The organism is Streptomyces sp. STAM6 (genome assembly GCF_054963715.1).
The window spans coordinates 1-21,996 of sequence record NZ_JBUEFZ010000008.1 but is presented as its reverse complement, the minus strand read 5'-3'; the positions used below and the strand labels follow the sequence as shown (position 1 = coordinate 21,996).

Here is a 21,996-nt window from a genome sequence, read left to right as displayed (position 1 = left end):
GTCGCGGGCCCGCGTGCGTGCCCCCGGAGCTCCGCCCGGCCGCCCCCGCAGCGCCCGGAACCCGCGTTGACAAAACATACGGAGGTCTGCATAGTTATACCCATCAGTGAATGCACCGTAAGGAGAAACCCGTGACCGAGCGCGTCGTACTCGCCTACTCGGGCGGCCTGGACACCTCCGTCGCCATCGGCTGGATCGCCGAGGAGACGGGTGCCGAGGTCATCGCCGTTGCCGTGGATGTCGGCCAGGGCGGCGAGGACCTGGACGTGATCCGCAAGCGCGCGCTCGCCTGCGGTGCGGTCGAGGCCGAGGTCGCGGACGCCAAGGACGAGTTCGCCGACGAGTACTGCCTGCCGGCGATCAAGGCCAACGCCCTGTACATGGACCGCTACCCGCTGGTGTCGGCCCTGTCCCGGCCCGCGATCGTCAAGCACCTCGTGGCCGCCGCCCGGAAGCACAACGCCGGCATCGTGGCCCACGGCTGCACCGGCAAGGGCAACGACCAGGTGCGTTTCGAGGCCGGCATCCAGGCGCTCGGCCCGGACCTCAAGTGCATCGCTCCGGTTCGTGACTACGCGATGACCCGGGACAAGGCCATCGCCTTCGCCGAGAAGGCGGAGCTGCCGATCGCGACCACGAAGAAGTCCCCGTACTCGATCGACCAGAACGTCTTCGGGCGGGCCGTCGAGACCGGCTTCCTCGAGGACATCTGGAACGGGCCGATCGAGGACATCTACGAGTACACCTCCAACCCGGCCACCCCCCGGGAGGCCGACGAGGTGATCATCTCCTTCAAGGAGGGCGTCCCGGTCGCCCTCGACGGCAAGCCCGTCACCGTCCTCCAGGCGATCCAGCAGCTCAACGAGCGCGCCGGCGCCCAGGGCATCGGCCGGATCGACATGGTCGAGGACCGGCTGGTCGGCATCAAGTCGCGCGAGGTCTACGAGGCCCCGGGCGCCATCGCCCTGATCACCGCCCACCAGGAGCTGGAGAACGTCACGGTCGAGCGCGAGCTGGCCCGCTACAAGCGGCAGGTCGAGCAGCGCTGGGGCGAGCTCGTCTACGACGGCCTGTGGTTCTCCCCGCTCAAGCGGGCCCTGGACGGCTTCATCGCCGAGGCCAACCAGCACGTCACCGGCGACATCCGGATGACGCTGCACGGCGGCCGCGCCGTCGTCACCGGCCGGAAGTCCGACGAGTCGCTGTACGACTTCAACCTGGCGACGTACGACACGGGCGACACCTTCGACCAGTCGAAGGCCCAGGGCTTCATCGACATCTTCGCCCTCTCGGCCAAGATCGCCGCGAAGCGTGATCTGCAGGCCTAGCCTGCGTGACCCGGACCCGTCCGACTCGTTCGACAAGCCGCCTCCCCGTTCCCCGTGGGCGGGGAGGCGTCGCACATCCACAGCCTTGAGGAGCTTGAGCAGTGAGCAGCAACAACGGTGACGTCCGGCTCTGGGGCGGCCGTTTCGCCGACGGCCCCGCCGAGGCGCTGGCCAAGCTGTCGGCCTCCGTGCACTTCGACTGGCGCCTCGCGCCGTACGACATCGCCGGCTCCCGTGCCCACGCGCGCGTGCTCCACAAGGCCGGGCTGCTGACCGAGGACGAGCTGACCCGCATGCTGGCCGGGCTGGACCGGCTGGAGGCGGATGTCGCGTCGGGCGACTTCACCGGCACCATCGCCGACGAGGACGTCCACACCGCCCTGGAGCGGGGGCTGCTGGAGCGGCTGGGCCCGGACCTCGGCGGCAAGCTGCGGGCCGGCCGGTCCCGCAACGACCAGGTCGCGACCCTGTTCCGGATGTACCTGCGCGACCACGCCCGGATCATCGGCGGCCTGATCGCCGACCTCCAGGACGCCCTCGTGGGCCTCGCCGAGGCACACCCGGACGTCGCCATGCCGGGGCGTACGCACCTCCAGCACGCCCAGCCCGTCCTCTTCGCCCACCATGTGCTGGCCCATGTCCAGTCGCTGTCCCGGGACGCCGAGCGGCTGCGCCAGTGGGACAAGCGCACGGCGGTCTCCCCGTACGGCTCGGGCGCGCTGGCCGGTTCGTCCCTCGGGCTCGACCCGGAGGCGGTCGCCAAGGACCTCGGCTTCGAGAACGGCAGCGCGGGCAACTCGATCGACGGCACGGCCTCGCGCGACTTCGTCGCCGAGTTCGCGTTCATCACCGCGATGATCGGCGTGAACCTCTCCCGGATCGCCGAGGAGGTCATCATCTGGAACACGAAGGAGTTCTCCTTCGTGACCCTGCACGACGCCTTCTCCACCGGCTCGTCGATCATGCCGCAGAAGAAGAACCCGGACATCGCCGAGCTGGCGCGCGGCAAGTCCGGCCGTCTCATCGGCAACCTCACGGGCCTGCTCGCGACCCTCAAGGCGCTCCCGCTCGCCTACAACCGGGACCTCCAGGAGGACAAGGAACCGGTCTTCGACTCCTGCGACCAGCTGGAGGTCCTGCTGCCCGCCTTCACCGGGATGATGGCCACGCTGACCGTCAACCGGGAACGGATGGAGGAGCTGGCGCCGGCCGGTTTCTCGCTCGCCACCGACATCGCCGAGTGGCTGGTCAAGCAGGGTGTGCCGTTCCGAATCGCGCACGAGGTCGCCGGTGAGTGCGTCAAGGAGTGCGAGGCGCACGGGATCGAGCTGGACCAGCTCACCGACGAGCAGTTCGCCAAGATCTCGGAGCACCTCACGCCCGAGGTGCGCGACGTGCTGAACGTTCCGGGCGCCCTGGCGTCCCGCAGCGGCCGGGGCGGCACCGCGCCCTCGGCCGTCGCCGTCCAGCTCGCCGAGGTCAAGGCCGACCTGGTGATCCAGCACGCCTGGGCCGCCGCCAAGCGGTAGCCGCCTCGCCGCGCCCGAAGGAAGCGCCGCCGTCCGGACGACCGGACGGCGGCGCTTCTTTGTGAGCCGTCAGCATATCGAATGAGACATCGGCGTCTCATATAGGTTATGGTTGTCTCATGACAGTCGACCGTGAGCAGGTGCTGCGCACCGCTGCCGCCCTCCTCTCCCGCAAGGCGACCGCCACCATGGACGAGGTCGCCCGCGCCGCGGGCATCGGCCGCGCCACCCTCCACCGGCACTTCGCCGGACGGGACGCGCTGGTCCGGGCCCTCGAAGCGCTCGGCATCCAGGAATTCGAGGCGGCCATCGACACCGCCCGCCTCGACGACGACACCGCCGAGGCCGCGCTGCGCCGGCTCGTCGCCGAAGTGGAACCGGTCGCGGGACTGCTCGCCTTCCTCGTCACCGAGAACCAGCTCTTCGAGGGCGACGCGCAGAACGAGGGCTGGGCCCGTCTCGACGCCCGTGTCTCGGCGCTGTTCCGGCGCGGACAAGAAGCCGGCGAGTTCCGGATCGATCTGACGCCCGCCTGGCTCACGGAAGCCCTCTACGGGCTGATCGGCACGTGCGCCTGGGCCGTCCAGGACGGGCGCGTCGCCGCCAAGGACTTCCAGTACATGATCGCCGAGCTGCTGCTCGGCGGAGCACGCAGGAGCGTGGGCAGATGACCCGAACCGCACAGCTGACCAAGGAATCGGAGGTCGTACGCCGCCCCGGCCGGTGGCTGGCACTCGCCGTACTCGTCCTGGCCGTGCTGCTCGTCGCGGTCGACGCCACGGTCCTGGGGCTGGCGACCCCCTTCCTGAGTGAGGACCTCGAACCGACCGGCACCCAGCTGCTGTGGATCGGCGACGTCTACTCCTTCGTCATCGCCGGACTGCTCGTCTCCATGGGCAGCCTCGGCGACCGCATCGGCCGCAAGAAGCTCCTCCTGACCGGCGCCGTCGCCTTCGGCGCCGTCTCCGTGCTCAACGCCTACGCCACGAGCCCGGAGATGATGATCCTCGCCCGGGCGCTGCTCGGTGTCGCCGGCGCGACCCTCATGCCGTCCACGCTCGCGCTCATCCGCAACCTCTTCCACGACCCGCGCGAGCGCAGCCTCGCCGTCGGCATCTGGGGCGCCATGGCCTCGGCCGGCGCCGCCGTCGGCCCGGTCGTGGGCGGCTTCCTCCTGGAGCACTTCTGGTGGGGCTCGGTCTTCCTGATCAACCTGCCCGTCATGGCGGTCCTCGTCGTGGTCGGCGCCAGGCTGATACCCGCGTCGAAGAACCCCGCGCCCGGCCCCTGGGACCTGCCCAGCGTCGCCCTCTCGCTCGTCGGCATGATCGGCGTCGTGTACGCCGTCAAGGAGGCGGCCGCACACGGGTTCCGCCCGGACGCGGCGCTCGCCGCGCTGACCGGCCTGGCCGCGCTGACCTGGTTCGTCCGCCGGCAACTGACGCTCCCCGCGCCCCTGCTGGACATGCGGCTCTTCCGGCACCGGGGCTTCTCGGGCGCGGTCCTCGCCGATCTGCTGACCATCCTCGGCCTGTCCGGCCTGGTGTTCTTCCTGTCCCAGTTCCTCCAACTGGTGCAGGGACGCCCGCCGCTGGAGGCGGGCCTGGCCGAACTGCCCGCCGCCGTCGGCGCGGTGACGGCCGGTCTGGTCGCGGGCGTCGCCGCCCGGCGGTTCTCCGTGCGGTCCGTGGTCTCCGGCGGCCTCGCCGCGGTCGGCCTCGCCCTCGCCGCGCTGACGCTGCTCGACCGGACCACCGGCTATCCGGTCCTCGGAGTGACCCTGCTCGTCGTCGGTGTGGGCGCGGGCTTCGCGTTCACCGTCACCGCCGACGTGATCCTCTCCAGCGTGCCCAAGGAGCAGGCCGGTGCCGCGTCAGCCGTCTCGGAGACGGCGTACGAACTCGGCGCGGCCCTCGGTATCGCGCTGCTCGGCTCCATCGTGACCGGGATCTACCGGGACTTCCCCACCCCGGCCGGCGTGCCCGCCGGCACCGCGGCGGCCGCGCACGAATCGCTGGGCGGCGCGGTGGAGGCCTCGGCCGCACTGCCCGACGCCACGGCCGGCGCGCTGGTGACGGCCGCCCAGGACGCCTTCGTCGAGGGCCTGCGCAACGCGGCGGGCGTCGGCGCGGTGGTGCTGCTGACCACGGCGGCCGCGGCCTGGTTCCTGCTGCGGGGCCAGCGACTCGAAGAGGGCGTCACGCACCCCTGACGCACGCCCCGGCCGAGTGGCGACACGTCGAAGGGCCGCACCCCGTCCGGGGTGCGGCCCTTCATCCGCCCGTCGGGCCGGAGCGCACCGTCCCGCTCACGGGCTTCGCCTTCGTGGCGGCGGTTTGTCCGCTGTTCTGCGGGGTTCGGCGCGGGGGCGCCTCGCTTCTTTCGGGCGTCCGCGCCCGCCTCCGGGCGATCGTGACGTGGCCTTCGCCTTCGTGGCGGCGGTTTTGTCCGCCGTCCTCGCGGGTTCGGCGCGGGGGCGCCTCACAGGCTTCGGACGGCTGCGCCGACCTCCGGCGGCTGCTACGCCGCCTTCGCCTTCGTGGCGTACATGTCCACGTACTCCTGGCCGGACAGCCGCATGACCTCCGCCATCACGGAGTCGGTCACCGCCCGCAGGACGTAGCGGTCGCGGTCCATGCCCTCGTACCGGGAGAACTCCATCGGCGTGCCGAAACGCACGGTCACCCTTCCCGGGCGCGGCAGGCCGGCGCCGCCCGGCTGGAGCTTGTCGGTGCCGATCATCGCGAACGGCACCACCGGCGCGCCGGTCATCAGCGTCAGCCGCGCGATACCCGTACGGCCCCGGTACAGCCGGCCGTCGGGGGAGCGCGTGCCCTCCGGGTAGATGCCGAAGATATTGCCTTCCTCCAGCACCCGGCGGCCGGTCATCAGAGCGGCCACACCACCGTTCGCACCGTCCCGGTCCACCGGGATCATGCCGACGCCGGTGAAGAACCACGCCATCAGACGGCCCTTCAGGCCCTTGCCGGTGACGTACTCGTCCTTGCCGATGAAGAAGACCTGGCGATCGCAGACGATCGGCAGCACGATCGAGTCGATGAACGTGAGGTGGTTGCCCGCGAGGATGACCGGCCCGGTGCCGGGGATGTTCTCGACGCCCTCCACCCGAGGACGGAACATCAGGCGCATGACCGGGCCGAGCACTGCCTTGATGAGCGCGAAGCGGGACAACGAGTCCTCCGGTGTCGTGGGTGGCCGGGCGTGGCCGACGCAGTCTGTGCAGGTGAGGACGATACTCGCGGGTCACCTCTGATCGCACATCGGGTTCACCGAGTCGATACGCAGTGTTGACCCATGTTTTCCACACGTTCGTACGGGGTCTCCCGTACGTATGGGGTCGCTGCCTACGATCGGGTTCGCTCAACAGTCCGAAAAACGAGGAGCCTTCATGACACAGGGTGCGCGCAGAAGTCCGGGCCGGCGGACCGTCCTGGGAGCGGCGGTGCTGGGCTCGGCCGCCCTCTCCCTCGGCACCGGCGGCACGGCCGGGGCGGCGGAGCGGACGGCCTCGTACCGGCACCTGCCCGTTCCGACGGTCATCGCCCACCGCGGCGCCAGCGGCTACCGACCCGAGCACACCCTCGGCTCCTACCAGCTCGCCCTGGACATGGGCGCCCACGTCGTCGAACAGGACCTGGTGCCCACCAGGGACGGTCACCTCGTCTGCCGGCACGAGAACGACATCACGGGCACCACCGATGTCGCCGACCACCCCGAGTTCGCGTCCCGCAGGACGACGAAGACGGTCGACGGCACACCCCTCACCGGCTGGTTCACGGAGGACTTCACCCTCGCCGAGCTCAAGACACTTCGGGCGAAGGAACGTATCCCCGGCACCCGCCAGGAGAACACCGTCTACGACGGCAGGTGGGAGATCCCCACCTTCGAGGAGGTGCTGCGCTGGGCCGACAAGGAAGGCCGCCGGCGCGGCCGCCCGGTCTGGCTGCACGTCGAGACCAAGCACCCCACCTACTTCCGGGGCATAGGCCTCGGACTGGAGGAGCGCCTCGCGAAGCTGCTGCGCAAGCACGGCCGGCACCGCGCCGACTCGCCGACCTTCCTGCAGTCGTTCGAGCCCACCAGCATGCGGCGCATGGCCGAACTGGTCGCCACCCCGCGCGTCGTGCTCCTGTGGACCCCGGACGACCGCCCCTGGGACTTCCGGCAGACGGGCGACCCCCGTACGGTCGCGGACCTCGTCACGCCCCAGGGCCTGAAGTGGATCGCCTCCTTCGCGCAGGGGATCGGCCCCCTCCTGGACCTGGTCATCCCCAAGGACGCCGACGGCAAGCTCGGCAGGCCGACGACCCTGGTGAAGGACGCGCATGCCCAGGGGCTGATCCTGCACCCCTACACCCTGCGCAACGAGAACACCTTCCTGCCCGCCGACTTCCGGCGCGGCACGGACCCGGCCGCCTACGGCGACGTCTTCGGCGCGTACCGGGCCTACCTCGCCACCGGTATCGACGGCATCTTCACCGACCAGCCGGACACCGGCCTGCTGGCGGCCGCCGAGTTCCGCGACCGCTGACGAGGCGGGGGAGGGGCTTCTGCCCCTCCCTCCGCCTCCCGGCCGGCCCGCCGCACGGCAAGGCGGCCCGCTCGCGGGCGTCTTCCCGGCGGCGGTGCCCCCAGCGTGCGGCCCCCAGCGTGCGGCCCACCGTCGGCTGCCGTCGCGAAACGGCTGATCGCCCGGGTGCGCGGGGGCACGCCCATGCCCCCCGGGGCCGGTCCGGTCCGGTCCGGTGCGGCGGCCCGCAGCCTGTGGTCCGCCGATTGCGTGAGGACTGTTCGGCCGCCTGGGACGGTGGGCGCGACGCCCCGCACGGCGGCGGCCGCGGGCCGGCTGATCGTTCGGACCGCTCGTCGTCTGCGGGCGTCTCCCGGTCCCCGTGGGGTTCCGTCCGCACCGGGCGCGGGACTCGGCGCGCGACGCGCCCCCGCGTCGGCTGGTCGCGGGCCGGCTGATCGCCCGTCGTCGGCGGCGCTGCCCGCGACCGCGCGGGTCGTCCCGTACTCCGGAGGGGTCGGTCCGGTCCGGTGTCCGGTGCGGCGGCGCGCGGCCTGTGGTCCGCGGTTCCGTGGGCCCCGTCCCGCCGTTGGGTCGCGGGTCGACGCGCCCGGCCGTCGCCGTCCGCGGGGGACGCCCGGTCCCCACGCCCGGGTTTCACCGGGCCCCGGCCGGTGCCCGGCACGTCAGCACAGCGGCGGGCTGTCCCCCGTCCGGGGGGTTTGCGCGGGGTGCGGAAACCGCCCGGGGGCCCGCGCCAGTCGTGGGCGACATGACGACTCCCACCGGAAAACCCGCAGTGCCCGAACTCGTAGGCACCCTCAGGCCGCTGCTCGCCGCCGAGTCGCAGGCCGAGGCCGCGGCCGCCGGGGTGGAGGCGGGCGACCTCGAGCAGGCCGTGTGGCTCAGGCTCCTGGAGCGGCTGGACGGCGGACCCGGCGTGCCGGACCAGCCGGCCGACTGGCTGCGCCGCGCCGTCCGTGCCGAGGCCCGCCGGGCCCGGCGCACCGCCGTACACGAACAGCCGTACCTCGAGGAGCCCGCGTCCGAGGCCGGCCCCGAGCCCGCCGCCCTCGTCGCCGAACGGCGCCGCGCCCTGCGCGCCGCCGTCCGCCGAACCCCCGCCCACTGCCGACGGCTGCTGACTGCGATGCTGTCGCCGAACGACCCGACCTACCGAGAAATCGCAGGAGAGTTGGGTATCTCACAGGGGAGTTTGGGGCCGATGCGTTCCCGTTGCCTGGGATGCCTGCGCAGAATGCTGACGGCAGAGGTTGCCGTTCCTGAACATCGGGGAAAGGAGCGGTAGACCGACAGGGCGGATCAGGTGAGCCGGAGGCATGCACACATGGGCATGAGCGTGACCATCTCAGCGGCAAGCGCGCAGGACGCCGAACACATCCTGAAACTGCAGTACCTGTGCTACCAGAGCGAGGCCGAACTGTACGGCGACTACAGCATCGAGCCCCTCACCCAGTCGCTTGACGACCTGAAGGCCGAACTCGACCGCGGGCACGCACTCGTCGCCCGGCTCGGTGACGAGGTCATCGCCTCCGTCCGCGGTGAGATCGACGGCGACGGCACGGCCCGGATCGCCAAACTCATCGTCCACCCGCGGATGCGCCGGCACGGTCTCGGCGGCCGCCTCCTCGACGCCATCGAACAGCACTTCGCCGCCGACCCCGCCGCCAAGCGCTTCCAGCTCTTCACCGGCCACCGCAGCGACGGCAACCTGCGCCTCTACCGCAAGAAGGGGTACGAAGCGGTCGCCACCCGGGAAGTCGGCCCGCGCCTCACCGTCGTGACGCTGGAGAAGGCCGCCTGAGCCGACCGTCTAGGGCTTTTCCTCCGGATCCTGTCGGGCTCGCGAGCCGCGCCCGCGCAGCCAGAGGATTCCTGTGACCGGCAGCAGTACCGGAATGAACACATAGCCGTAGCCGAAGTCCGACCAGACCGTGGAATCGGGGAAGGCGGCCCTGTCCACCAGCGTCCATGTGCCCACGGTCAGCACGCCCACCAGCTCGGCGGCGCAGCACACCAGCGCCGCCCTGCGGGCCGTCTCCCCGCCCCGCACCAGGGTGTACGTGATGAAGACGTAGACCACGGCCGCGACGGCGGAGAGCGCGTACGCCAGCGGCGCGCGGTCGAACTCGGTGGCGATCTGGTACGCCGAGCGCGACACCGCGCCGACCGACATCACCCCGTACAGCCACACCAGCAGCAGTCCGGGGCCCTGGACCAGCTTCCGCCCCGGCCTCTCGTCCTCGGCCGTCGCGGTCACCTCAGCCTCCCCAGATGTCATGGAGGCGCACTTCCAGCACCGCCAGCACGATCGCGCCCGCCGAGACGGTCGCCGAACCCCAGCGGCTGCGTTCCGCCAGCGACATGAAGCCCGCCGCGGGCACCGCGCACAGCGCGCCGATCAGGTAGGCGAGGAAGATCGCCGTGCCCTCGTCGGCCTTCTCGCCGCGCGCCAGCTGGACGATCCCGACCACCAGCTGGACCAGGGCCAGTGCCGACACCACGGCCATGCCGATGAAGTGCCAGTCCTTGGTCGACTGGTCCCGGTACGCGGCGAAGCCGCACCAGGCGGCGAGGGCGAGCGCGGCCACGGAGACTGCGACCGTCAGGGCGACAAGCATGTGCCCGAGACTATTACGGGCCCCGGCCACCGGGTGCGGGCGCCCCCGCCGCCCGGCCGGGGGCCGACGACCGTGGAGATCCGCACCGGAGCCACGCCTGTGCGCCGCGGCCCCACGCCTGCGCGCCCCGGCCCCCGGCCCTCCGCCGGCCGGTGAGGAGCGTGGTCTTCGAGGCGCCGCCCGCGGCCCGGCGGGCGGCCCGCGCGGTAGGCCTGGATGACCGTGGCCTTGGCCACAAACCACGACCTCCACCCCTCGTGGCGCCGGCCTCCGCGCCATCCCCCCGCGACGTGTTCGCGCAGGCCACGGCGGGGAGGCGGAGGTCGCCACGACGATCCGGCCCCCGGCCCGGTTGTCCGTATGCCGTACATGCGCAGTCCGCTATTCGGACAGTGGTCCGGGGCTCGAAAGGCCGTCTGCTTTACTGGCGGGCATGACCACGACGAGCAACCGCACCCTTGCGACCGAGGCGATGACGACGCCCGGTGCTCGTTGTATGCGTCGAATGTGCGCCTTCTGAGGGCCCCTGCCTGAGCCTCGCGCCCCGAAGCGAGACCGACAGCCGCCGCGTCCGTACACGAGTACGGAGCGCGCCCGCCCCGCGCACGAGCCGCCCCGGCCACCGGCCGAACCAGCCGTGACGCGCGTCGGAAAGACGAATGCCCCATGCACGGCGGACACCGCGCCGTGCACTCGACAGTGACGGAAATCCCTGTGATCACCACTTCGGGCCTGACCAAGGTCTATGAGTCGCGAGGCCGCAAGGTCACCGCTCTGGACGACGTCGACCTGCATGTCCGCGAAGGAGAGGTCTTCGGCGTCATCGGCCAGAGCGGCGCCGGCAAGTCCTCGCTCATCCGCTGCGTCAACCTCCTCGAACGCCCCACCGCCGGCACCGTGACCGTCGACGGCGTCGACCTCACCGCCCTCGCCGGCCGCGGCCGGCGCGCCCCCCGGGACCTGCGCCGCGCCCGCAGCAGCATCGGCATGGTCTTCCAGCACTTCAACCTGCTGTCCTCGCGCACCGTCAAGGACAACATCGAGCTGCCGCTGGAGATCCTCGGCGTCTCCGGAGCCGAACGCTCCCGCCGGGCCCTCGAACTGCTCGACCTCGTCGGCCTCGCCGACAAGGCCAAGGCCTACCCCGGCCAGCTGTCCGGAGGCCAGAAGCAGCGCGTCGGCATCGCCCGCGCGCTCGCCGGCAACCCCAAGGTCCTGCTCTCCGACGAGGCGACCAGCGCCCTCGACCCCGAGACCACCCGCTCCATCCTCCAGCTGCTGCGCGACCTGAACCGGCAGCTCGGCCTGACCGTCCTGCTCATCACGCACGAGATGGACGTCGTCAAGACGATCTGCGACTCCGCCGCCCTGATGAAGAAGGGCAGGATCGTCGAGTCCGGCACCGTCGCCGAATTGCTCGCCACTCCCGGCTCCGAGCTGGCCCACGAGCTGTTCCCGGTCAGCGGCGCCGCCACCGGCCCGGACCGCACGGTCGTCGACGTCACCTTCCACGGCGAGGCCGCCACCCAGCCGGTGATCTCCCAGCTCTCCCGTACGTACAACATCGACATCTCGATCCTCGGCGCCGCCATGGACACCGTCGGCGGGAAGCAGATCGGCCGGATGCGGATCGAACTGCCCGGACGGTACGAGGAGAACGTCGTCCCGGTCGGCTTCCTGCGCGAGCAGGGCCTCCAGGTCGACGTCATCGACGAGGACACGCACGACGCGGGGGACGAGCGGGACACGGCCGTCGTCCCGGCCCAGCAGGCCCCGAAGCTGGTCAAGGAGATCGCCAAGTGAGCTGGTCGGAGATGCAGCCCCTGCTGACCCAGGGCACCATCGACACCCTGTACATGGTCCTGTGGTCCACCGTCGTCACCGTCGGCGCCGGGCTTCCGCTGGGTGTGCTGCTCGTCCTCACCGACAAGGGCGGCCTGCTGCAGAACGTGGCGGTGAACAAGGCCGTCGGCGTGATCGTGAACATCGGCCGCTCGCTGCCCTTCATCATCCTGCTGATCGCGCTGATCCCCTTCACCACCTGGGTCGTGGGGACGTTCATCGGGCCGTCCGCGATGATCGTGCCGCTGTCCATCGGCGCCGTCCCGTTCTTCGCCCGGCTGGTCGAGACGGCCATCCGTGAGGTCGACCACGGGCTGGTCGAGGCCGTCCAGGCGATGGGCGGCGGCATACCGACGATCGTCTGGAAGGTGCTGCTCCCGCAGGCCCTGCTGTCGCTGGTCTCCGCCGTCACCACCACCGTCATCGTGCTCATCAGCTACTCGGCACTGGCGGGTGCGGTCGGTGGCGGAGGACTCGGCTCCACCGCCATCACCTACGGATACCAGCGCTTCGACAACCAGTTCATGCTGATCACGGTCGCCATCCTGATCGTCCTGGTCACCGCCGTGCAGCTGATCGGCGACGGTGTCGTCCGGCTCCTCGCCCGCCGCGGTCGCACCGCTTCCTGAACCCCCCCGCAGCCCGCACTCCTTGTCCGGGCGTTGTCCGCACCACCAGAAAGAGGCACTTTTCGTGCGTAAGAACACCAAGCTCGCCGGCGCCTTCGCCACCATCACCGCCCTCGCCCTCGGCCTCACCGCCTGCGGTACGGCATCCGACCCGGCCGCCAAGGGCGAGTCCGGCAAGGCCGACGCGTCCAAGCCGCTCGTCGTCGCCGCGTCCCCGACGCCGCACGCCGACATCCTCAACTACGTCAAGGACAACCTGGCCGCGAAGGCCGGCCTCAAGCTGGAGGTCAAGGAGTTCACGGACTACGTCCTGCCGAACACCGCCACCCAGCAGGGCCAGGTCGACGCCAACTACTTCCAGCACAAGCCGTACCTGGACGACTTCAACAAGAAGCAGGGCACCACCATCGTCCCGGTGGTCAACGTCCACCTGGAGCCCCTCGGCCTGTACTCCAAGAAGCTCAAGAGCCTGAAGGACCTGAAGGCCGGCCAGACCGTCGCCGTCCCCAACGACACCACCAACGGCGGTCGCGCCCTCAAGCTGCTCGCCGACAACGGCGTCATCACCCTCAAGGACGGCGTCGGCGCCAACGGCAAGCTGTCCGACATCAAGGACAAGAAGGGCCTGGAGTTCAAGGAGCTGGAGGCCGCCACCGTGCCCCGCGCCCTGAACGACGTCGACGCCGCCGTCATCAACGGCAACTACGCCATCGAGGCCAAGCTCAGCCCCGCCACCGACGCCCTGGCGCTGGAGAAGGCCGAGGGCAACCCCTACGCCAACTTCCTGGCGGTCAGGGACGGCAACCAGGACGACGCCCGGGTGCGGAAGCTGGCCGAGCTCCTCAACTCCCCCGAGGTGAAGAAGTACATCGCGGACACCTACAAGGACGGCTCGATCGTCCCCGCCTTCGGCGCGGTCAAGTAGCCGCCCCGGCGGTCGTCGCCGGACCCCCGCGCAAGGCCCCGCGCACCCCCCGGGTGCGCGGGGCCTCCGGCATTTCCCACACACCGTCAGACCCGGCCATGCACACGCTCGGCTCCATGCTGCATGCTGTGCGTTCACGGCCTTTACGGACGGTCCCCGGCATGGAGCTGCGCATGACTACCACCTTTCCGGACATCTCCATCAGCACGGAACGGTTGGTGCTGCGCCCCTACGAGGAGGCGGACATCCCCGCCCACACCGAGATGATGAACGACGAGATGGTCGTCGCCTGGACCTCCGTGCCCCACCCGTACACGACCGCCCACTCCGAGGATTGGGTGCGCAGGATCGCTCCTGCGGAACGCACCCGGGGCCGCGGCGTCGTCCTCGCCGTCACCGAATTCCTCACCCAGCGACTCGTGGGCATCGTCCACCTCCAGAACACCAACTGGCGCACCCGCTCCACCGAGATCGCCTATGTCACCGCCCCCTGGGCCCGGGGCGAGGGGTACGCCACCGAATCCGTCGTCGCCGTCGCCCAGTGGCTCTTCCGCAACCAGGGCTTCGAGCGCCTGGAACTGCGCACCGCGGCCGACAACACCGCGTCCCAGCAGGTCGCCCAGAAGATCGGCTGCATCAGTGAAGGCGTCCTGCGCAACGCGTGGATAGCCCGGACCCAGACGGAGGACGGCGGCTGGGCCGACGTGCGCACGGACCTCATCGTCTGGAGCCTGCTGCCCGAGGACCTCGACGGAGCGGGCGACCAGCTCGCCGACGCCGGCTACTCCACCTTCACCGACTGGAACTGACACCGTCCGGGCGAGGTACGCTCACTCTGCCCCCGACCTGCACCGACACGTCAGGAGACAGACGAAGATGGCCGACCGGGTCACGGTGATCGGCTGGGACGGCTCGCCCCTCACCACGGCCGCCAGGTCCGCCCTCTCGGCCGCCACGCTGGTGGCCGGCGCCGCCCACCACCTGGCACTCCCGGAAGTACCCGCCGGAGCCGAGCGCATCCGCCTCGGCAGCGTCGGCCTCGCCGCCCGCCGCATCGCGGGTCACCGCGGCACCGCGGTCGTCCTGGCCGACGGCGACCCCGGCTTCTTCGGAGTGGTCCGCACCCTGCGCGCGCCCCAGCACGGCCTGGAAGTCGAAGTGGTGCCCGCGGTCTCCTCCGTCGCCGCCGCGTTCGCGCGGGCCGGCATGCCCTGGGACGACGCCCAGATCGTCGTCGCCCACGGCCGTACGCTGCGCCGCGCCGTCAACGTCTGCCGGGCCCACCCCAAGGTCGCGGTCCTCACCTCCCCGGGCGCCGGCCCCGCCGAACTCGCCCTTCTCCTCGACGGCGTCCACCGCACCTTCGTCATCTGCGAGGAACTGGGCACCGACCGCGAGCAGGTCACCGTCCTCACCTCCGACAAGGCCGCCGACCACGCCTGGCGCGACCCCAACGTCGTCATCGTGATCGGCGGCGCCGCCGCCGCCCAGGGCACCGGATGGCTGATGGGCCGCGAGCCCGGACCCGTACGCGGCTGGGCCCTCCCCGCCGACGCGTACGGGGGCGAGCTCGGCACCGGCGAGAGCGCCGAGCTGCGCGCCGCCCAGCTGGCCCGCCTCGGCCCCCGGCCCGGCGACCTCGTCTGGGACATCGGCTGCGGCAGCGGCGCGCTGGCCGTGGAGGCGGCCCGCTTCGGCGCCGCGGTGATCGCGGTGGACGACGACTCCGCCGCCTGCGCCCGCACCGAGGTGGCCGCCCGCCGCGCCGGCGTGCTGCTCCAGACCGTGCCCGGCCGCGCCCCGCACGTGCTGGAACGGCTCCCCGAACCCGACGTCGTACGCGTCGGCGGCGGGGGAGTGCCCGTCGTCGCCGCCTGCGCCGATCGCCGTCCCGAGCGGATCGTGGCGCACGCGACCACACGGGACGAGGCCGAGGCGATCGGCGCGGCCCTCGCCGACGGCGGGTACGAGGTCGAGTGCGCGCTTCTGCAGGCCGTCGAACTGGACACGGCGGCCTGGACGGAACGCGACCGGACCGTGGTGTTCCTGCTGGCCGGACGCCGACCGGTGGCCGCCCCGTGACCCTGCCGCTACGCGGCGGCAGGTAGGCTGGCCGATCGTTGTACCGCCGCCCGGCGCTCGGCGCATCGTGCGTCAATGTCCGGAAAAGTGACTCCCTTTGGGTCCGTCCGTGTGGTACGGCGTAACCGGGGGGGGACGCGCGACGTGGCGCAGTCCACAGCCGACCGTGGCGGATCTCGCTGTCACGAGGGCCGAAGGCCGCGAGAATGCTTGATGTCCGCGCGCCGCTCGTGCCGCGCGGCGCGCACGCTCGTTCTTGTTGGTGCGGGCGACGGTCTGAAGGAGCACAACCGATGGGCGAGGGGTACGCATGACTGACACCGGCCAGGTCCCGGGCGAGGGACAGCCGGAGAGCGCGGGCATGGTGGAACAGCCGGGCATCCCCGCTCCGGGCGCCTACACCTACCCCGACCCTCCCCTGGGCTTCGCCATGGGTGACGCCTCCGAGACCGCTGCCGAGGACGACGACCTGCTGCTGATGCCGGGCGCCCAGGGGGCGTGGAGCGAGCCGCAGGCCGGTGCGGCCCCCGCGGCTCCGATGCCGATGGGGATGGCCCCCGCCGCCGCCCCGGATGCTCCGGCGGTGGCCCAGCCCGCCCAGGCGGCCGAGCCCGTCGCCCCCGCGCAGGTGCCGTCGGCCGCCCCCGCCGAGCAGCCGCAGCCCGCCTTCGAGCCGGTCATACAGGAGCAGGGCGTCCAGGAGCAGGCCCTGCCGGGTCACGTCGTGGCGGACCAGGCCATGGCCGAGCAGGTGCGCGCCGAGCAGGTGATGGCGGAGCAGGCCGCCGCCGCGCAGGCCATGGCCGCCCAGGCCGCCGCCGGCCTCACCGACCCGTCGGCCGCCCCGGTGTACGAGCCCTCGGTCCACGAGTCCGGTGCCCACGAGGGCCTGGCCCAGGCGCTGCCGGTGCACGAGATGCCGGCGCACGGCACGCCCGCCCACGGCACGCCCGCCCACGCGACCCCCGGTCATGGCACCCCTCCGCACGGGACGCCCGCGCACGGCACCCCGGGCCACGGGACGCCGGTGCACGAGATGCCGGTCCACGAGGCCGGGGCCCACGAGGCCGGTGGCCGTGATTCCGGGTCGGTCGACCTCGGCGGCGTACGCATCCCGCCGGCCGCTCCCGCCACCCCGACCGTGCCTCCCGCGCGCCGCCCGCTCCACATGGGTCCGCCGGTGCCCGACGCCTCGGGCGGCGTCGTGCGCTCGCTCGCCGACCGCGGCCCGGCGGCCGGTGCCGTGGCCGGTCAGATGCCCGCCCGGCACTCCGGTCCGCCCACGATGTCCGGTCTCGAATACCTGGACGTGCCGCGCGAGGAGCCGGTGCCCGTCCTGCCGGGGCCGCAGCTCGGGGAGATCCCGCCGCAGGGCGGGGAGCCCTGGTCGCCCCACCCACTGCCTCAGCAGATGCAGCAGTCACAGCAGCCTCAGAACCCTGCCCCCGCCTCAGCAGAAACGGTCGTTCCGCAGCCCGTTCCGCAGCCCGGCCCCGAGTTCGTGCCCGTCCAGGGTTCGGTGCCGACGACGCCGCATCTGGCGCCCACGCCGGTGACGCCCGTGCCCGGAAACCCGGGGGTTCCCGAGGCCGCCGTGAGCGTCCCGTCCCCGCGCGACGGTGACACGCCCGAGGAGCCCGTTCCGGCCGACCCCGCGCCCGAGCAGACGGCGCCCCCGGCCGCCGAGCAGCCCCAGGCCGCCGAGCCGCAGCCGGTCGCGGAGCCGCAGGCCGCCGAGCAGCCGGAGGCCATCGAGCCCCAGGCCGCCGAGCGGCCCCAGGCCGCGGTGCCGCAGCCGGTCGCGGTACCCCAGGCCGCCGAGCAGCCGCAGGGCATCGAGCCCCAGGCCGCCGAGCCGCAGGAGACCCCCGGGGCGCCGGCGGAGGCCGGGACTCCCGAGATGCCGACGGCCCCGGAAGCGGCCGAGGCACACCAGTCCGTGCATGCCCAGGAAACCCCCGCGCCCGCCGCCGGGGCCCCCGAGACCGTGGAGGCTCCCGAGGTGATCGAGACCCCGGAGGAGGGCGCTGTCCCGGCCGAGGGCGCCGAGAGCGTGGCGGCGGCCGAGGAGGCCCCGTTCGTGGCCGAGCAGCCCGAAGCCGCCGTGACGGCCGGAGCGACGGACGCTCCCCGGCCGGACGGCTCTTCCGAGTCCACCGGCGCCACCGGGCCGGCCGAGGCGGTCGCCGTGCCGGCGGCCGACGCCGGGACGGCGGACGCGCCCACCGAGGTGCCCGGCCCCGACCAGGCCGGGGAGACGGAGCAGATCCCGCAGGCCGGGCAGGTCCGGGCGGGGGAGGCCGGGCCCGCCGAGCAGGCCCCGGCCGCCCAGGAGCCGGCCGCCGGCCAGGGTGCTCCCGCTCCCGCGTACGACGACGCCGAGCGCGAGGCGGTGCTGCGCGTGATGCGCGAACGCCGCGACATCCGCAACGGCTTCCGAAGCGACCCCATCCCGCACGAGGTCCTCCTGCGGGTCCTGGAGGCCGCGCACACCGCGCCGTCCGTGGGCCACTCCCAGCCGTGGGACTTCGTCGTCATCCGCTCGGCGGAGACCCGCCGCACGATGCACGAACTCGCCCAGCGCCAGCGCGAGGCGTACGCGAACTCGCTGCCCAAGGGCCGGGCCAAGCAGTTCAAGGAACTGAAGATCGAGGCCATCCTCGACACTCCGGTGAACATCGTCGTCACCGCCGACCCGACCCGCGGCGGCCGCCACACCCTGGGCCGCCACACGCAGCCGCAGATGGCGCCGTACTCCTCCGCGCTGGCCGTCGAGAACCTCTGGCTCGCCGCCCGGGCCGAGGGCCTCGGCGTCGGCTGGGTCAGCTTCTTCGACGAGCGCGAGATGGTCCGCGCGCTCGGCCTGCCCGAGCACCTCGAGGTCGTCGCCTACCTGTGCGTGGGATACGTCGACGAATTCCCCGAGGAGCCCGAGCTGATGCAGGCGGGCTGGTCCAAGCGCCGCCCGCTCTCCTGGGTCGTCCACGAGGAGACGTACGGTCGCCGCGCCCTGCCGGGCGAGGAGCCGCACGACCTCCTCCAGGAGACCGTCTCCAACATCCGTCCGCTGGACGCCAAAGCGCTCGGCGAGGCATGGGAGCGCCAGAAGCGGATGACCAAGCCGGCCGGCGCGCTCGGCATGCTGGAGATCATCTCCGCCCAGCTCAGCGGCCTCTCCCGGATGTGCCCGCCGCCCATTCCGGAGCCCGCCGCCGTCGCGATCTTCGCCGGTGACCACGGTGTGCACGCCCAGGGCGTCACCGCCTGGCCCCAGGAGGTGACGGCCCAGATGGTCGCCAACTTCCTGGGCGGCGGCGCGGTCTGCAACGCCTTCGCCAACCAGGTCGGCGCCGAGGTCTGCGTCATCGACGTCGGCGTCGCCTCCGACCTGCCCGCCACCCCGGGCCTCCTGCCGCGCAAGGTGCGCCCGGGCACGGCCGACTTCACCACCGGTCCGGCCCTCTCCCGCGAAGAGGTGCTCGCCGCGGTCGAGGTCGGTGTCGAGACGGCCCGCGACCTGGTGGCGGCGGGCAACAAGGCGCTGCTCACCGGTGAGATGGGCATCGCGAACACCACCGCGTCCGCCGCGCTGATCGCCGTCTACACCGGCGTCGACGCGTCGGAGGTCACCGGCCGCGGCACCGGCATCAACGACGAGATGCACGCCCGCAAGGTCGATGTCGTCCGGCGCGCCCTGGACCTCCACCAGCCCGACCCGGCCGACCCGATCGGCGTCCTCGCCGCGGTCGGTGGCCTGGAGCACGCGGCGCTGGTCGGCTTCATCCTGGGCGGAGCCTCCCTGCGTACGCCCGTCGTCCTCGACGGCGTCTCGGCCGGCGCGGCGGCGCTCGTCGCCCGGGCGATCGCCCCCGAGGCGCTCGCGGCCTGCATCGCGGGCCACCGCAGCGCCGAGCCGGGCCATGTCGCGGCCCTCAACAAGCTGGGGTTGCGCCCGCTGGTCGACCTCGACCTCCGTCTCGGCGAGGGCACGGGCGCCCTCCTGGCCCTCCCCGTGGTCCAGAGCGCGGCCCGTGCGATGCACGAGGTGGCGACGTTCGACTCCGCGGGCGTCACCGAGAAGTGAGGACGTGAGGGTGCGGGGGCCGAAACCCCCGCACCCCCGGCCGCCCCGCCGGGCCGCACCCCCCTCCTCGGGGGTCCGGGGGCGATGTACCGACCGCCCGGCGGCCGCCCGCGGGGGCCGCACCGTATCGTGGTCGAAAGCGCCCACCCCCCCGCTCCACCAGCCGCTTCACCGTCGCAGCGGCCCCGCACACCGCAGTACCCCGCCCGAGGAGCCGCACCGCCATGGCCGAGTACGCCGAGCAGCCCGCCTACCCCGTCGGACTACGCCTCTCCGGGCGCCGTGTCGTCGTCATCGGCGGCGGCCAGGTCGCCCAGCGCCGCCTTCCCGCCCTCATCGCGGCCGGCGCCGACATCACCCTGGTCTCGCCGTCCGCGACGCCCTCCGTCGAAGCCATGGCGGAGGCCGGCGAGATCACCTGGATCAAGCGCCGGTACGAGGACGGGGACCTGGCCGACGCCTGGTACGCCCTGATCGCCTCGACGGACCCGGAGGCCAACGCCCGTGCCTCCGCCGAGGCCGAGCGCACCCGCACCTGGTGCGTCCGCTCCGACGACGCCGAGGCGGCCACCGCATGGACGCCCGCGACCGGCCGCAGCGAGGGCGTGACCGTCGCGGTGCTCACCGGGCACGACCCGCGCCGCTCCGCCGCCGTGCGCGACGCGATCGTCGAGGGCCTGCGCGACGGCTCGATCGCGGCACCCCACCACCGCTCCCGCGACCCCTTCGTCGCCCTGGTCGGCGGCGGCCCCGGCGACCCGGACCTCATCACGGTCCGCGGCCGCCGGCTCCTCGCCGAGGCGGACGTCGTCATCGCCGACCGGCTCGGCCCGCGCGACCTGCTCGACGAGCTGCCGCCGCACGTCGAGGTGATCGACGCGGCGAAGATCCCGTACGGCCGCTTCATGGCGCAGGAGGCCATCAACAACGCGCTCATCGAGCACGCGAAGGCCGGCAAGTCGGTCGTGCGCCTCAAGGGCGGTGACCCGTTCGTGTTCGGCCGGGGCATGGAGGAGGCGCAGGCACTCGCCGAGGCGGGCATCGCGTGCACCGTCGTCCCGGGCATCTCCAGCTCGATCTCCGTGCCCGGCGCGGCGGGCATCCCGGTCACGCACCGCGGGGTGGCGCACGAGTTCACGGTGGTCAGCGGGCACGTGGCGCCCGACGACCCGCGCTCGCTCGTCGACTGGGAGTCCCTCGCCAAGCTGCGCGGCACCCTGGTGATCCTGATGGGCGTCGACAAGATCGGGGCGATCGCCGAGGCACTCGTCACGCACGGCAGGTCCCCGGACACCCCGCTGGCCCTGGTCCAGGAGGGCACGACGGCCGCCCAGCGGCGCGTGGACGCGACGCTCGCGACCGTGGCCGAGACGGTCGAGGCGCAGGACGTGCGCCCGCCCGCGGTCATCGTCATCGGTGACGTGGTCGCCGAGGGCCCGCACAAGAACGCCCCGCGAGCGTCCTCATAACCTGCGGTAACCAGACCCGTTGGCACCACCCCCACGACAAGGCAGTATCACCCTGTGGCAGATCTCATCACCGTCGACGACCCCGAGGACCCGCGCCTGCGCGACTACACGGGCCTGACCGACGTCGAACTGCGGCGCAGGCGCGAGCCGGCCGAGGGCCTGTTCATCGCGGAGGGCGAGAAGGTCATCCGCCGCGCCAAGCAGGCCGGGTACGAGATGCGGTCGATGCTGCTGTCGGCCAAGTGGGTCGATGTCATGCGCGACGTCATCGACGAGGTCCCGGCGCCGGTGTACGCGGTCAACCCGGACCTCGCCGAACGCGTCACCGGATACCACGTGCACCGGGGCGCGCTCGCCTCCATGCAGCGCAAGCCGCTGCCGACGGCCGGTGAACTGCTCCGGGACGCCCGCCGCGTCGTGATCATGGAGTCGGTCAACGACCACACCAACATCGGCGCCATCTTCCGCAGCGCCGCCGCGCTCGGCATGGACGCGGTCCTGCTCTCCCCGGACTGCGCCGACCCGCTCTACCGCCGGTCGGTGAAGGTTTCCATGGGCGCGGTCTTCTCGGTTCCGTACGCCCGGCTCGAGACGTGGCCCAAGGGCCTGGAGGAGGTCAGGGAGGCGGGCTTCAGGCTGCTCGCCCTGACCCCCGACGAGAAGGCCTCCAGCATCGACGAGGCCGCCCCGCACCGTCTGGAGCGGGTGGCGCTCATGCTGGGAGCGGAGGGCGACGGACTGTCCACGAAGGCGCTGATGGCGGCCGACGAATGGGTCCGCATCCCGATGGCGGCCGGGGTCGACTCGCTCAACGTCGGCGCGGCCGCCGCCGTGGCGTTCTACGCCGTCGCCACCGGCCGCCCGGAGGCCTGACCGGGCCTGCCGGCCGCCCAGGGAGCGGTCCGGCCGGTCTGGGCGTTTCTTTCGACCGTGCC

Annotated in this window: 18 protein-coding genes; 15 read left to right on the top strand and 3 right to left on the bottom strand. The window is 72.6% G+C overall.

Features of this window, described 5'->3' with window-relative positions; all coding sequences use genetic code 11:
• Positions 1 to 131 precede the first annotated feature (131 nt).
• The 4 genes from ACY34K_RS12640 to ACY34K_RS12625 all read left to right on the top strand — a co-directional run bounded on the left by ACY34K_RS12640 (position 132) and on the right by ACY34K_RS12625 (position 5,069).
• On the top strand, positions 132 to 1,328 hold the full coding sequence (locus ACY34K_RS12640) for an argininosuccinate synthase (RefSeq protein WP_462746333.1): 1,197 nt from the start codon (positions 132 to 134) through the stop codon (positions 1,326 to 1,328).
• Positions 1,329 to 1,429: 101 nt separating this feature from the next.
• Positions 1,430 to 2,857 (top strand): argininosuccinate lyase, encoded by a 1,428-nt coding sequence (gene argH, locus ACY34K_RS12635; RefSeq protein ID WP_462746331.1) that lies wholly within the window; start codon positions 1,430 to 1,432, stop codon positions 2,855 to 2,857.
• A 119-nt stretch (positions 2,858 to 2,976) separates the two neighbouring features.
• Entirely contained in the window at positions 2,977 to 3,528 is a 552-nt protein-coding gene (locus ACY34K_RS12630) for a TetR/AcrR family transcriptional regulator (RefSeq protein ID WP_462746330.1), read from the top strand.
• Positions 3,525 to 5,069 carry an MFS transporter gene (locus ACY34K_RS12625; protein WP_462746329.1) on the top strand — a complete coding sequence of 515 codons (1,545 nt, stop codon included), beginning with the start codon at positions 3,525 to 3,527 and terminating at the stop codon, positions 5,067 to 5,069. The genes ACY34K_RS12630 and ACY34K_RS12625 overlap by 4 nt, the downstream gene beginning before the upstream one ends.
• A 308-nt stretch (positions 5,070 to 5,377) precedes the next feature.
• Here the strand turns inward: ACY34K_RS12625 and ACY34K_RS12620 are convergent, their stop codons facing one another.
• Entirely contained in the window at positions 5,378 to 6,007 is a 630-nt protein-coding gene (locus tag ACY34K_RS12620) for a lysophospholipid acyltransferase family protein (protein ID WP_462746537.1), read from the bottom strand.
• Between the two features lie 259 nt (positions 6,008 to 6,266).
• Between ACY34K_RS12620 and ACY34K_RS12615 the strand changes: the two genes are divergently transcribed.
• From ACY34K_RS12615 to ACY34K_RS12605, 3 genes are all read left to right on the top strand, one after another.
• On the top strand, positions 6,267 to 7,409 hold the full coding sequence (locus ACY34K_RS12615; protein WP_462746328.1) for a glycerophosphodiester phosphodiesterase: 1,143 nt from the start codon (positions 6,267 to 6,269) through the stop codon (positions 7,407 to 7,409).
• A 751-nt stretch (positions 7,410 to 8,160) separates the two neighbouring features.
• Entirely contained in the window at positions 8,161 to 8,697 is a 537-nt protein-coding gene (locus ACY34K_RS12610; protein WP_462746326.1) for a sigma-70 family RNA polymerase sigma factor, read from the top strand.
• A gap of 39 nt (positions 8,698 to 8,736) precedes the next feature.
• A complete protein-coding gene (locus ACY34K_RS12605) occupies positions 8,737 to 9,213 on the top strand; it encodes a GNAT family N-acetyltransferase (protein WP_462746325.1) in 477 nt (158 codons plus the stop codon).
• Between the two features lie 9 nt (positions 9,214 to 9,222).
• Here ACY34K_RS12605 and ACY34K_RS12600 read toward each other — a convergent pair whose 3' ends face one another.
• Together ACY34K_RS12600 and ACY34K_RS12595 are read right to left on the bottom strand one after the other, a co-directional pair.
• Positions 9,223 to 9,690 carry a hypothetical protein gene (locus tag ACY34K_RS12600; protein WP_462746323.1) on the bottom strand — a complete coding sequence of 156 codons (468 nt, stop codon included), beginning with the start codon at positions 9,688 to 9,690 and terminating at the stop codon, positions 9,223 to 9,225.
• Positions 9,671 to 10,030 (bottom strand): hypothetical protein, encoded by a 360-nt coding sequence (locus tag ACY34K_RS12595; RefSeq protein ID WP_462746322.1) that lies wholly within the window; start codon positions 10,028 to 10,030, stop codon positions 9,671 to 9,673. The genes ACY34K_RS12600 and ACY34K_RS12595 overlap by 20 nt, the downstream gene beginning before the upstream one ends.
• Positions 10,031 to 10,744: 714 nt before the next feature.
• On the opposite strand from ACY34K_RS12595, the gene ACY34K_RS12590 reads away from it, so the two are divergent.
• The 8 genes from ACY34K_RS12590 (at position 10,745) to ACY34K_RS12555 (ending at position 21,934) form a co-directional block, all read left to right on the top strand.
• A complete protein-coding gene (locus ACY34K_RS12590; protein WP_462746321.1) occupies positions 10,745 to 11,833 on the top strand; it encodes a methionine ABC transporter ATP-binding protein in 1,089 nt (362 codons plus the stop codon).
• A complete protein-coding gene (locus tag ACY34K_RS12585; RefSeq protein ID WP_462746320.1) occupies positions 11,830 to 12,501 on the top strand; it encodes a methionine ABC transporter permease in 672 nt (223 codons plus the stop codon). The genes ACY34K_RS12590 and ACY34K_RS12585 overlap by 4 nt, the downstream gene beginning before the upstream one ends.
• Before the next feature lie 64 nt (positions 12,502 to 12,565).
• A complete protein-coding gene (locus ACY34K_RS12580) occupies positions 12,566 to 13,426 on the top strand; it encodes a MetQ/NlpA family ABC transporter substrate-binding protein (RefSeq protein ID WP_462746318.1) in 861 nt (286 codons plus the stop codon).
• A gap of 161 nt (positions 13,427 to 13,587) precedes the next feature.
• Positions 13,588 to 14,235, top strand: coding sequence for a GNAT family N-acetyltransferase (locus tag ACY34K_RS12575; protein WP_462746317.1), 648 nt, complete (start codon positions 13,588 to 13,590; stop codon positions 14,233 to 14,235).
• 67 nt (positions 14,236 to 14,302) lie between these two features.
• Positions 14,303 to 15,508 (top strand): precorrin-6y C5,15-methyltransferase (decarboxylating) subunit CbiE, encoded by a 1,206-nt coding sequence (gene cbiE / locus ACY34K_RS12570; protein ID WP_462746316.1) that lies wholly within the window; start codon positions 14,303 to 14,305, stop codon positions 15,506 to 15,508.
• A 310-nt stretch (positions 15,509 to 15,818) separates the two neighbouring features.
• Positions 15,819 to 19,592 carry a nicotinate-nucleotide--dimethylbenzimidazole phosphoribosyltransferase gene (gene cobT / locus ACY34K_RS12565; RefSeq protein WP_462746315.1) on the top strand — a complete coding sequence of 1,258 codons (3,774 nt, stop codon included), beginning with the start codon at positions 15,819 to 15,821 and terminating at the stop codon, positions 19,590 to 19,592.
• A gap of 224 nt (positions 19,593 to 19,816) precedes the next feature.
• Positions 19,817 to 21,061, top strand: a complete 1,245-nt coding sequence (gene cobA / locus ACY34K_RS12560) for a uroporphyrinogen-III C-methyltransferase (RefSeq protein ID WP_462746314.1) — start codon at positions 19,817 to 19,819, stop codon at positions 21,059 to 21,061.
• Positions 21,062 to 21,115: 54 nt separating this feature from the next.
• On the top strand, positions 21,116 to 21,934 hold the full coding sequence (locus ACY34K_RS12555) for a TrmH family RNA methyltransferase (protein ID WP_462746312.1): 819 nt from the start codon (positions 21,116 to 21,118) through the stop codon (positions 21,932 to 21,934).
• Positions 21,935 to 21,996: the final 62 nt, after the last annotated feature.